At 35.4% G+C, this 12,868-nt stretch carries 8 protein-coding genes and 2 tRNA genes; all 10 read left to right on the top strand.

The annotated features are described in order from the left end of the window. Positions 1–37 precede the first annotated feature (37 nt). The 10 genes from JST55_03965 (at position 38) to JST55_03920 (ending at position 12,745) form a co-directional block, all read left to right on the top strand. Positions 38–4,957 (top strand): T9SS type A sorting domain-containing protein, encoded by a 4,920-nt coding sequence (locus tag JST55_03965; protein ID MBS1492637.1) that lies wholly within the window; start codon positions 38–40, stop codon positions 4,955–4,957. Between the two features lie 127 nt (positions 4,958–5,084). After that, a complete protein-coding gene (locus tag JST55_03960; protein ID MBS1492636.1) occupies positions 5,085–5,999 on the top strand; it encodes an EcoRV family type II restriction endonuclease in 915 nt (304 codons plus the stop codon). Next, entirely contained in the window at positions 5,996–6,913 is a 918-nt protein-coding gene (locus tag JST55_03955) for a Dam family site-specific DNA-(adenine-N6)-methyltransferase (protein MBS1492635.1), read from the top strand. The genes JST55_03960 and JST55_03955 overlap by 4 nt, the downstream gene beginning before the upstream one ends. A 137-nt stretch (positions 6,914–7,050) precedes the next feature. Then, the gene (locus JST55_03950; GenBank protein MBS1492634.1) at positions 7,051–7,830 is read left to right on the top strand and encodes a biotin--[acetyl-CoA-carboxylase] ligase; all 780 of its coding nucleotides are present in this window, start codon (positions 7,051–7,053) and stop codon (positions 7,828–7,830) included. Between the two features lie 29 nt (positions 7,831–7,859). After that, positions 7,860–8,408 carry a hypothetical protein gene (locus JST55_03945; protein ID MBS1492633.1) on the top strand — a complete coding sequence of 183 codons (549 nt, stop codon included), beginning with the start codon at positions 7,860–7,862 and terminating at the stop codon, positions 8,406–8,408. A gap of 207 nt (positions 8,409–8,615) precedes the next feature. Then, a tRNA-Leu gene (locus tag JST55_03940) sits at positions 8,616–8,699 on the top strand. 79 nt (positions 8,700–8,778) lie between these two features. Continuing rightward, the gene (gene glmS, locus JST55_03935; GenBank protein MBS1492632.1) at positions 8,779–10,620 is read left to right on the top strand and encodes a glutamine--fructose-6-phosphate transaminase (isomerizing); all 1,842 of its coding nucleotides are present in this window, start codon (positions 8,779–8,781) and stop codon (positions 10,618–10,620) included. A gap of 160 nt (positions 10,621–10,780) precedes the next feature. Beyond that, positions 10,781–12,196 (top strand): F0F1 ATP synthase subunit beta, encoded by a 1,416-nt coding sequence (gene atpD, locus JST55_03930; GenBank protein ID MBS1492631.1) that lies wholly within the window; start codon positions 10,781–10,783, stop codon positions 12,194–12,196. Positions 12,197–12,246: 50 nt separating this feature from the next. Then, the gene (gene atpC / locus JST55_03925) at positions 12,247–12,657 is read left to right on the top strand and encodes an ATP synthase F1 subunit epsilon (protein MBS1492630.1); all 411 of its coding nucleotides are present in this window, start codon (positions 12,247–12,249) and stop codon (positions 12,655–12,657) included. Between the two features lie 16 nt (positions 12,658–12,673). Then, positions 12,674–12,745, top strand: a tRNA-Lys gene (locus tag JST55_03920). Positions 12,746–12,868 lie beyond the last annotated feature (123 nt).

The raw sequence follows: 12,868 nt of genomic DNA, 5'->3' as shown, positions 1-12,868 counted from the left end.
AATATATTTCAGGCATAAACCATTATTAATAAACGTCGTGAGAAAATTTATTCCCCTTCTAATAGGATTTGTATGCATAGTTCTATTCCAAAATTCATATTCTCAAAATCCTAACTGGATTACTCCCGGAAAGACCTATTTAAAAATGTATGTCGTCAATGACGGCATGTACAGAATAAACAAGACTGATTTCGCATCAGCGGGTGTAGATCCTTCAACCATAGATCCCCGAACAGTAAAAGTGCTTAACAAAGGAAACCAGCTTCCTATTTATTTTTCAGGAGAAGCTGACGGTGTATTTGATAATGCAGATTTTTTTGATTTTTACGGTCAAAGAAACTACGGCGGACCGACAAAATATTATGACGAGGTCGGAAACTATGCTTATTCATTAAACGAATATTTTGATATTTATTCTGATACCAACGTTTATTGGGTAGATTGGGGCGGCGCTAACGGTTTAAGAATTTCAGATTATGCTTTTGAATCAGGCGTAGATTATGCTTCCGCAAATTTCAGGGAAACCCAGCACTTTGAAAAAGACTCAACTTTTTCGCTCGGACAGCAATTAAACGTAAATGATTTCAGAAGATTTTCAGTTGATAAATTTCTCGGCGAAGGATATTACTGGCAGTACCTGAATCCTTTCTATGGAGTATATAAAAATGTATCGATACCTCAGCTGGATAATTCCAGCCCTTCATTTAATGTAAGGATAGCAGGTTACCCGGCGGCAAGAAGTACATCATTATACAACGAACATACGATGAACGTATATGTAAACGGAAATTTTGTTACTACTGTTTACACTGATGATTTTAACAGAATGGACACGACTATATCCGTTCCTACGGCATATCTTTCAACAAGCTCTCCAAACCAGTTCAGATTTTTCTATATTCCCGCAGGCGGATTAAATATTCAGTTCTATTTTGATTTCTTTGAAATATCTATTCCCAGGACTTTTTCATTGGATGCAGGCTCACTGAAAGTTGACTTAAGCGGAAGTGATACAACAACAAAAAGATTTTCAGTTACGGGCGGAAACAATTCTTCACCTGTAAATATTTACGATGTAAGAAATAATTACAGAATAACCGGCAGCAGTTTTTCAGCAGATACACTTAGATTTAACGCTAAATCCAATGCAAAACTGGAAATTGCAAACGGTGATATCACACAAAAGCCGTTCAGAATAAAGCAGAAAACTGTTCCTAATCTTGTGACAAATGCAACAGGTGCGGACTATATTATTTTGTATAACAGATTGTTTGAATCACAGGCAGAAGCAATACGTTCATACAGGCAGTCTTACGATGGTTTGCGCAGCTTTAAAGCTGAGATAGAAGATGTTTATGATGTATATAATTACGGAATGGAAAATCCCTCGGCTGTAAGATTATTTTTCAAAAAAGCATACGATAACTGGACTACACCTAAATTAAAATATGTATGTTTGTTCGGCAGAGGCTCGCTAGACCCGAAGAACGGACAGTCACTTGCTACTTTCTACGGCAACATTATTCCTGTTTACGGAAACCCGAACAGTGATAATTATTTTGTAACGTTCAATCTTAACAGTACAATTTATTCTCAGAATATTGCAATCGGCAGATTGCCTGCATTCACTGTAGCAGAAGCTGAGATAATGAAGAACAAAATAATTAACTATAATAATCAGCCGTTAGATGAATGGGCAAAGAGATTTATATTAGTTACAGGCGGCGTAACACAATCCGAGCAAAGTTATTTCCAGAGCATTTCAAATACCTATGCAAATACTTATATAAAGCCAAAACCATTAGCCGGTAATATAGATAAAATCTATCGTATTGACGGTCAGGGCGGCACAACATATAATTTTCAGGATTCAATTGTAAATGATTTTAACCGCGGAGCTTTAGTAATAAACTACAGCGGACACGCCGGTAACGGTACGTGGGACCAGGGGCTCGAAGACCCGAATCTTCTTTCCAACGGACCAAGATTTCCATTGCTGTTCAGCATGACTTGCTTCACTGCAAAAAATTCTGACCCAGCTGCACGCGGCTTTGGTGAAAAGTTTTTCATGTATGATAATAAAGGCGCAATCGGCTATATAGGATGTACAGGATGGGCATTTACAACTGCAACCAATGTAATTAACACATATCTCTACGCTGCTTTAAAAGACAGCGCATTCAGAAGACAGGGCGATTTACTCAGATCTGCAACTACTATTATGAAGGGTGACTCGGCAAATTTTTCTTCGAGAATTTCTCTTGAGTGCTTCAACTTCCTCGGTGACCCCGCGCAGAAATTAATTTTGCCTGGCTATCCTGAGTTTTCTATAAAAGATTCCGATTATAAGATTTCAGATGCAAATCCTGTAACAGGACAGAATGTAAGAGTTACAGCTTATCCGAAGAACCTCGGTACATTTGCAGATTCGATGAAAGTAAAATTCCAGGTGCTCAAAAATAATCTTGCTTATAAATCCAGAGATACCGTAATACGAAATTTCGGTTTTGCAGATTCTGTGATGTACAACTTCTCACTGGATACACTCGGAATTTATTTCGTAAGAGTAAGCTTAGACCCTGATAACTGGTACACTCAGGAAGACCCGAATAACAACGTTATTAATATTCCGGTTAATTTAAAAAATAATTCATTCGTTCCGCTTAAACCTGTAAGCAATTCTGTTTTAAAAACTGATACTGTTTATTTTACATGTTTGAATCCCGATAGTGACCCTGCAGCAAATACAATATCTCTTACATTGCAGCTGGATACGATAAACACATTTACAAATCCGGTTACGTTTATTAACAACAACCCCACAGGTGTATTTTCGAAATTCCAGACGGTAATACCTGTCAAAGATTCCAACATCACTTATTACTGGAGAACTAATGCATCTATAAACGGAAACATTTCAGGATGGTCGCAGACTCAGACATTTACTTACAATACAAGAACTTTTACAAATTCTCCAACTGAAAGAATAGAGCCTTTAGATTCCAGTATAGTTCTATATCTGAAATCTAAAAATCAATTCAACGAAGCTAACTTCAACAATATTGTTTACCAGTCCGGCGGTCTTACCATCCCGCAAATAAACGGAGTGATGCGCGCTTATTCTCTTGGTAACAACGGAGAAGAAAGTTCATTCTTCATAGTAAATAGCAGCCAGATTAATATCGGGCAATCTTTGAACCCGGGATTAAATATCCTTAAGGTAAGAAGAGTTGATATGAAAATTCAGGAGTTGAAAAATTTCAGATTTAATTCTGCAACTTCGGCTGACTCTGTTGCAACGTATCTTAATGCGATTGACTCTTCTAATTTTATAATGGTAGTCAAAGCTCTTGTAACAACTTCCAATTCTATGAATGCTTCCTGCAAGGCTGCCTTCAGACAATTCGGAAGCGTTTATGCGGATTCGCTGCCTTCATTTAATAATTTCTGGACATGGAGCTTCATCGGTTACAGAGGTGCAAATTCATCACAGATATCTGAAGAGTTTCACAGGAATAATGTGAACAATTCATGCGTATCTAACTGGTGCCCTTCAAATGCATATCTTCCTGTCAAATATGTTAAGACATTCGGAACTGCAATTGTAAATTTAGGTCCTGCGCAGAACTGGAAAAAATTCGGATGGGAACAAGTTACAAGCACCGGAAACTCTGTTACAGCAGATGTATATGGTGTAAAAAAAGATAATACTTCTTCACTGCTTTACAGCAATGTTACCAATCCCTCAGGACTAAGTTTGGATACACTTAATGCGTTCACATATCCGAACATAAATTTAGTTCTTAAATTTAATTTAGATACGCTGACGGCTGCTCCTTCGCCGGTTGTGAAAACTGTTACATCGCAATACAATCCGCCTTATGAAGCAGTAATGTATAAAGCTTCGTTCTATTGTAAAGATTCAATTGTGAAGCTGGGACAGAAAGTAAAAATAAGTTTCAGATTCTTTAACTCTGGGTATAAAGATATTAACAAGTTCTATGTGAACTGGTATTATTTCCCGTTCACTCCGGGAAGAAAAGTTTTACGGGCAGATACAATATCAGCGTTTGTAGGAGTTGATAGTTCATATAAAGTTACTCAGGATATAATCATTCCGCGTGATAATTCGCCGCTGATTGCTCCAACTTCAACAACAATATATGCCGAAGTTATTCCTTACGGCAATGCAAATGAGTTCTACACTTATAATAATACGGGACAGATAAATTTCAGAATTATTTCTACACCTATAATGCCGGTTGCAGATGTTTATTTTGACGGTAACGTGGTAAAGAACGGAGATTACGTAAGAAAAAATCCCGAAGTGAAAATAAGAATTAACGATGCAGGTTCATTGTTCTCATCAACATCGGGAGAAGCTCCTGAAAAACAATTGAGACAAAAATCATCAGGGTTAATTACAAATGATTCATCAAATGTAAAAATTTATATCAATAAGCAGTACATACCTTATCACAGCGGCAAAGCAAGCCAGATGATAAAAGCAAAGGGATTTGATAACTCTTCCTCCGATAACATTGAACTGAATTTTACTCCTGACTTAAGCTTCGGTGATAATCAGTTAATGATTGTTCTGACTGATAATAACGGAGCCAAAATTGACAGCTTAATGTATGATGTTGTGGTTTCAAATGAACTATTTGTGAAAGACTTCTATAATTATCCGAACCCTGTATCGCGCGAAACAAATTTTGTTTTCAATATTGCTGCTCAAACAAAACCGCATGACTGTAAAATAAAAATCTATACTGTTTCAGGAAAACTCATTAAAGAAATTATTGCTCCGTTGAATGTTGGATATAATCAGATTCCATGGGATGCGCGTGATAGTGACGGTGATATGATAGCTAACGGAGTTTACCTGTACAAGATGGTCGTAGAAGATGATATAAAAACTGAGACTGCTATACAAAAACTTGTAGTCTTGAAATAAATAAAAATAAAAATAGTTTAAAAGAAAAAGGCGAAGCATAACACTTCGCCTTTTTTGTTATTTGAATATTATCTGTTACACTTTTTTTGAAATTTGAATTTTCTATATTCTTATACAAATTTTTTTAATGGATAAATTCGAAAAGGAAAAATATAAGACCGACTTTAAAAGAGAATTAGATAGTTTTGCTAATAAGTTAGAAAAGTATGTATCTTCAGAAAATGGAGATTGGACGGTAAAAGGGTTTATAGATATCTATAAAAATATTTATACTATTTCCTCTGATACTAAAATAGTCTCAAAAATTCTTGAAATACATATTTTTCCTCAAATTTTACAATTTGCGCAAAGTTTAGGTTTTAGTATTATTTTAGCAGAGAAGCAGAATTGGTATCCTGATTTAACTTTTGTTCAGAAGGGAAACGAAAAAATCAAATTTGCTGTTGATTTAAAAACAACATTCAGAAGAAATCATAAAACTGCTGGTTTTACCTTAGGAAGTCACGGCGCATATTTTAGAGAAAGAAATAAAAATAAGAATATTCAATTTCCTTATTCAGAATATATAGGACATTATTGTTTAGGAGTCATATATACTAGGATTGATTTTAGTGATGATGTTAATTCAACAGAAATTTATCAAGTAAAAGAACTTCAAGAAAATTATGAATCTCACTCTGATCACATAGGACCCCGAAAAGTGACTACAGTGAAAAATTTAAAATCAATTGCATCAGTGATAAAAGATTTTGATTTTTTTGCAGCAGAGAAGTGGAAAATTGCAAGTGATTCTCAGGGTTCTGGGAATACTGCAAACATAGGTTCTATTACAGATATTGAAGATTTAAAAAATGAAAATGGAATTTTTAGCAAATTAGGTGAGGAATGGTTTGATGAATATTGGATTAATTATGGTACATTAACTATGATAAAAGATGAAAAAACAATAAAAATTTCTAATATAAAAGATTTTTTGGAGTTCAAAGGAAGAATTGATCTTTGGGAATCTATTGTAGCAAAAACAAAAAAAAGAAATAAATGAAAGTGATTGTTCCACCTATTAAGAGTCAAGGTATTAAGACTAAATTAGTCCCTTGGATAATGGGCATAGCTCCAAAATTAGAGGGGAAATGGATCGAGCCTTTTTTAGGTACAGGAGTAGTTGCCTTCAATTCAAGATATAAGCAGGCAATTCTAAATGATACAAATCCTCATATAATAAATTTTTATCAAAAAATTCAGGAAAATAAAATAACGCCTTCCTCTATGAAATTTTATTTGGAAGAAGAAGGTATGCTTTTAAGAAAAGCTGATAATAATGGCTATGCTCATTATTTAAAAGTAAGAGAAAGATTTAACAAAGAATTTTCACCTTATGATTTTATTTTTCTGTCCAGAGCTGGCTTTAATGGTATGATGCGTTTTGGTGGAAAAGGAAATTGGAATATCCCATTTTGCAAGAAACCGGATAGATTTGCACAATCATATATCACGAAAATAACTAATCAGGTATTAAATGTTTCAAAAATTATAAGACCTGAACCTGATTGGATTTTTTTAAACAAAACATTTTCAGAAATAATACCACTAGCTACTGAAAATGATATTATCTATTGCGACCCTCCTTACTATGGTCGTTACGTTGATTATTATAATGGTTGGAAAGAAAAAGATGAAGAATTATTGTTCCAATTATTAAGTGTAACAAAGGCAAAATTTATTTTATCAACTTGGCATCATAACGATTACAGAGAAAATGAAATGGTAAATAAATTTTGGAATAAATTTAATATAGTTACGAGAGATCATTTTTATCATTCTGGTGGAAATATCGAAAATCGACGAACAATTGTTGAAGCTTTAGTTTGTAACTTTGATATTAGTCATATTCAACAACATAATCATGATTTTAAAGAGAAAGTAACTAATGATCAAATAATGCTTGAACTAGTTTAACTTTTTATTATTTAAGATGTATGGATCTTGTCTTTAATTAAACATATACCTCCCTTCCTCACATTTCTATGAAAATTTCTTTTCCTTTAATCTAATCTTTGATTAAATTATTATGCTTAAAATAAGATTACCTTAGATTGAATGTAGAACTTTTAAATAATGAATTGGTGAGAAATTCACTTCTGAATTATGTAGTTCATTTTGAAGAGATGGACTCGACCAATAAATATGCGAAGGAAAATAATCTTCCCTCTAACGGAATAGTGATAACATCTTTTCAGAAAGAAGGAAAAGGAAGGTTCGGAAGAAAGTGGATTGCAGCTAGCGATGAAGACCTGACTTTTACACTGGTGAAAAGTTTTAAAATAAGCGTGGATAATATTCACCTCGTAAATTTTTACACGTCTTATATTTTATCGGAGACTTTAAAAAATTTTCTGGAAAAACATTCTGAGGCAAAAATAAATTTAAAATGGCCGAACGATGTTTTGCTTAACGGAAAGAAAATTTGCGGAATTCTTCTTGATGTATCAGGATTGAATAATGAAGAGAAAAGATTTATAATCGGGATTGGCTTAAATGTTAACAAGCAGAATATTCCTGATGAAATTTCTCACAAGGCAACTTCTTTATCCAATGAAACAAAAACAAAGCATGAAATTGAACAGCTTCTTATCTCATTCATCAAGAATTTTTATGTTAACATTCACCTGATAAATTTACGCGGAGAGCTTATGTCTCTATGGAAGCAGAACAGTAAATTAGTGGGTAAACGGGTTAAGTTTTTAGTTGTGGCAGATTCCAAAGAAGAGGAAGCGGTGATATCAGATATTGAAGAAGACGGTTCCCTTAAAGTAATTTTGGAAAACGGTGAAACTAAAAATTTTTATTCGGGTGAAATAACTTTTGTATATTAGTTGTGATGCTGTAAATTTAAAAAAGAAAATTGGTAAGATTATATATTTTCATACTTGCAATTCTATTTATATCCTGCAATGAAAAATCCGGCGGAGTTTTTCCGCTGAAAGAAAATTCTTCATTTAATTACATCAATGAAGCTCCGCGGACTGAAACCGAGTTAGTATCAGTTAAGGTAAACTCAGTCAGAAAAGAGGGGAGTTATACCTACGCAACGCTTTCATCAAATCCATTCTTCGGAAAGAAAGATTCTGAGATGAGTCTGAAAGTTGACGAGTCCACGGGAGCTGTTTATACTATTGATAACGGAGCAGAAAATTTATTAATACCCGGTAAGAATTTAATAAAGGGGTACTCATGGTTATATGGCGACTGGAATGCAGTTATAGGCTCGGCAATAGAAACCGTAAAAACGGAGAAACAAATTTTTAATGATTGCATAAGAATTGATTACCGTTTATCGATTACATTTAATACGGAAATCTGGGTAAAGCCGGGAATTGGCATTGTAAAGTACGCGGCGTACAGGACAAATCCTCCCTCGATGAGCCATACTTATTACGTTTTAGCAGATTGAGGAAATTTTTAAAAAAGATGCAAATTACGTTCAAATAAATAATTGAATAAACATACAAATAAAATCAACTTTACATAATCTGGAAATAAACATATGAATTAACTAAGATTTATTTTCACATTTTTAAATTTCGCGTAACTTTTGTGATTTCAGGTTATTTTTGAACACTGCAAAGAAGTTAAAAATTTACTATATTGTTCAAATCCGGCCGAAATGGCGGAACTGGTAGACGCGCCGGACTCAAAATCCGGTTAGGTTAAACTAGTAAGGGTTCGAGTCCCTTTTTCGGCACGAATAAATATGTTTAATGAGCGATGGTAAGAGTCGCTCATTTTTTTTCTAAAATTAACACATAATAGGGGAAACAAATATGTGCGGTATAGTCGGATACATCGGCAAAAGAAATTCACTCCCAATAATAGTCGATGGATTAAAGAGGTTAGAATATCGCGGATATGATTCCGCAGGAGTGGCAATCATAAACTCCGCTTCAGAAATAAAACTGTTCAAAAAAGCAGGCAAGATAAAAGAAATCGAAACACAGATTCCTGTAGGAATATTCGATGGCAATGTTGGTATTGGGCATACACGCTGGGCTACACACGGTGAACCGAATGATAACAACGCACATCCGCACACCGATATGCATAACAAGTTTTATCTTGTGCATAATGGCATAATTGAAAACTACAAAACACTCAAGAAAAAACTAGCCAATGATGGTTACATTTTTCACACCGATACAGATACAGAAATTCTTGTAAATCTTATCAGCTATAATTATAATAAGCACAATAAAAATTTTGAAGTAGCAGTTCGTCTTTCACTTTGTGAAGTTGACGGTACTTATGGTATCGCTTGCTTATGCACTGAAGACCCAGGTAAAATTATAGTCGCAAGAAAAGGTTCTCCTTTGATGTTCGGAGTAGGACAGGATGAAATTATCGTTTCATCTGATGCATCTGCTATTATTGCTCATACAAAGAACGTTATTTACTTAGAAGACGGTGAGTATGCAGTATTAAGAAGGAATGGAATAAAGTTAAAAACAATCGATGACGAAGATATTCACAGGGAAGTTCAGGAAATTGAATACGATTTAGAGCAGATTGAAAAGAGCGGTTACGACCATTTTATGTTAAAAGAAATCTGTGAGCAGCCTGATATAGTTCAGAACACTTACAGAGGAAGAATCAAATTTGATACCGGCGAAGTAAAGCTCGGCGGATTAGCATCTATAAAAGATAAAATTTTCAATGCAAAGAGAGTTATTATAACTGCATGCGGTACTGCATGGCATGCAGGTTTAGTAGGCGAGTATATGCTCGAAACATATTGCAGAATTCCAACAGAAGTTGAATATGCATCTGAGTTCAGATACAGAAATCCTATTATAAGACAGGATGACGTAGTGATTCTTATTTCCCAAAGCGGTGAAACTGCAGATACACTTGCTGCAATGAGAGAAGCAAAGAAACACGGCGCAACAACATTAGGATTAGTCAACGTTGTAGGAAGCACAATTGCACGCGAAGTTGATGCCGGTACTTACATTCACGCGGGACCGGAAATCGGAGTTGCTTCAACAAAGGCATTTACATGTCAGTTGATGTCACTTGTTCTTTTGACTATGATGATTGCAAGAGAAAAGGGAACGATATCAGAGGATGAAATGAAAAAAATCGGAGCAGAGATTGAGCTTCTTCCATATAAAATGAAACAGCTAATAGATAAGAAAGATTATTTCAAATACATAGCTGAAGAATTTAAAGATGCGAAGAACTTCTTATATCTCGGAAGAGGATTGAATTTCCCTGTAGCTCTTGAAGGCGCACTGAAGCTCAAAGAAATTTCATACATCCACGCAGAAGGATATCCTGCGGCGGAAATGAAGCACGGACCTATTGCTTTAATTGATGAAAACATGCCGGTTGTATTCATTGCAACTAAAGATGCAACATACGACAAAGTGATTTCAAACATTGAAGAAGTAAGAGCAAGAAAAGGAAAGATAATTACAATCGCAACTGAAGACGATGATAACATTGCGGATTACTCTGATTATGTATTAAGAGTACCTAAAACTCACGACTTATTACAGCCTATTATTAATAGTATTCCTTTACAGTTCCTATCTTATTATATAGCAACTGCCAGAGGATGTAACGTTGACCAGCCGAGAAATCTGGCAAAGTCAGTTACCGTGGAATAATATTCATTTTGTAACGGATAAAAATCCTCTTTTCTTTATTGAAAAGGGGATTTTTTGTTTTATTCAGAAAATAGAAGATAAATCCCGCTTTTTTCCTCTTTTATCTTTCACGTAAAATGGCTATATTTGTGTTTATCGTTAAAATTTTCACTTTAATTTAATGGCTATAAATAAAAATATTGGTAAGGTAATCCAGGTTATCGGACCGGTTGTCGACTTAGATTTTGCCGGTGGTGAATTGCCATCTATTTATAATGCGCTCCATATACCAAGAAAAACCACTGAAGGTGTTGAAGATATTCTCGTTTGCGAGGTTCAGCAGCATTTAGGGGAATCTCAGGTAAGAGCAGTTGCGATGGATAGCACAGACGGACTTGTAAGAGGAATGGAAGCAGTTGATCAGGGTGAGCCAATAACAGTTCCGGTTGGAGACGAAGTATTAGGAAGACTTATTAATGTAACAGGAAACGAAATTGACGGTAAAGGACCAATAAATTCAAAGAAAACTTACCCAATCCACAGACCCGCACCTTCTTTCAAAAATCTTTCCACACAGAAAGAAATGTTTGAAACAGGTATTAAAGTTATTGACCTTCTTGAGCCTTATACAAAGGGCGGAAAGACCGGTCTCTTCGGCGGTGCAGGGGTAGGAAAAACAGTTATTATCCAGGAGTTAATCCACAATATCGCAAAACATCACGGCGGTTACTCAGTATTCGCAGGTGTTGGTGAAAGAACAAGAGAAGGAAACGATTTATACTTAGAAATGTCCGAGTCAGGCGTTATTAAAAACACTGCACTTGTATTCGGTCAGATGAACGAGCCTCCGGGAGCAAGACAACGGGTTGCTTTGACAGCTTTAACAGTTGCAGAGTACTTCAGAGACGAACAGCATAAAGACGTACTTTTATTCGTAGATAACATTTTCAGATTTACTCAGGCAGGTTCTGAGGTATCCGCTCTTCTTGGACGTATGCCTTCAGCTGTAGGTTACCAGCCTACTTTAGCTTCTGAGATGGGTGCCTTACAGGAAAGAATTACATCTACAAAAGACGGTTCTATTACATCTATCCAGGCTATCTACGTACCTGCTGATGACTATACTGATCCGGCTCCTGCAACAGCATTCGCTCACTTAGATGCTACAACAGAGCTTTCAAGAAAAATCTCCGAGCTTGGTATTTACCCTGCTGTGGATCCGCTTACATCTACATCAAGAATTCTTGATCCGTTAGTTGTAGGTGAAGAGCATTATAATGTTGCACAAAGCGTAAAGAAAATTTTACAGACATATAAAGATTTACAGGACATCATTAACATTCTCGGTATCGACGAATTATCAGACGAAGATAAAATGACTGTAGCAAGAGCAAGAAAGATACAGAAGTTCTTATCACAGCCTTTCTCTGTTGCTGAACAGTTCACAAACATCCCGGGTAAATATGTAAAAGTTGAAGAAACCATTAAGAGCTTTAAAGCTATCGTAAACGGTGAATATGATCACTTACCTGAGAACGCATTCTACATGGTAGGTACAATTGAAGAAGCTGTTGAAAAAGCTAAATCAATGCAATAAGATCTTTTAAAAGACTCAAGTAACAAATTTTAGATTAGACTTTATTTTTAATGTCAGATAAATTAATTCAGTTAGATATTGTCAGCCCTGTAAAGACCGTTTTCTCAGGTAAAGTAACTTCAGTTACTGCACCCGGAGAGCTTGGCGGTTTCCAGGTTTTATACAGACATGCTCCTTTAATTTCCTCCTTAAAAATCGGAACAATTAAAATTGTAACTGAAGAAGGCAGAACTCAATTCTTTGCAATCAGCTCAGGTATTCTTGAGGTAAATAATAACACTGTTATTATTTTAGCAGATGCTGTTGAATCTCAGGAAGAAATCAATGTTGAAAGAGCTGAACAAGCTCTTCGGCGCGCCGAAGAAATTCTGAACGCTGAAAACATGTATCACCAGAAGCAAATTGCTAAAATTGAAGCTGAAAGAGCTAAGAACCGCATAAAATTAGCATCCAATAAATAATTTTTAGTTGTAAGATGGGACCGTAGCTCAGCGGTAGAGCAACTGCCTTTTAAGCCGTAGGTCGGTGGTTCGAATCCACCCGGTCTCACTCATCTAAGCCCTTTAGATTAAAATCTGAAGGGCTTTTTTTATGTCAATTCTGCCCCCAATAAACTACTGATTTCTTAATTATAAATTTTACGCCCCCTCGTAAGTTTTCCTCTAAAATACT

This window comes from Bacteroidota bacterium (genome assembly GCA_018266835.1).
GTDB lineage: Bacteria > Bacteroidota > Ignavibacteria > Tepidaquicellales > Tepidaquicellaceae > JAFDZO01.
This window is presented reverse-complemented; position numbering and strand designations above follow the sequence as displayed.

Excerpts from the sequence above, each read along its gene's own strand:
- JST55_03960 (MBS1492636.1), top strand. The coding sequence starts at position 5,085 with ATGGATAAATTCGAAAAGGAAAAATATAAGACCGACTTTAAAAGAGAA.
- JST55_03955 (MBS1492635.1), top strand. The coding sequence starts at position 5,996 with ATGAAAGTGATTGTTCCACCTATTAAGAGTCAAGGTATTAAGACTAAA.
- glmS (MBS1492632.1), top strand. The coding sequence starts at position 8,779 with ATGTGCGGTATAGTCGGATACATCGGCAAAAGAAATTCACTCCCAATA.
- atpD (MBS1492631.1), top strand. The coding sequence starts at position 10,781 with ATGGCTATAAATAAAAATATTGGTAAGGTAATCCAGGTTATCGGACCG.
- atpC (MBS1492630.1), top strand. The coding sequence starts at position 12,247 with ATGTCAGATAAATTAATTCAGTTAGATATTGTCAGCCCTGTAAAGACC.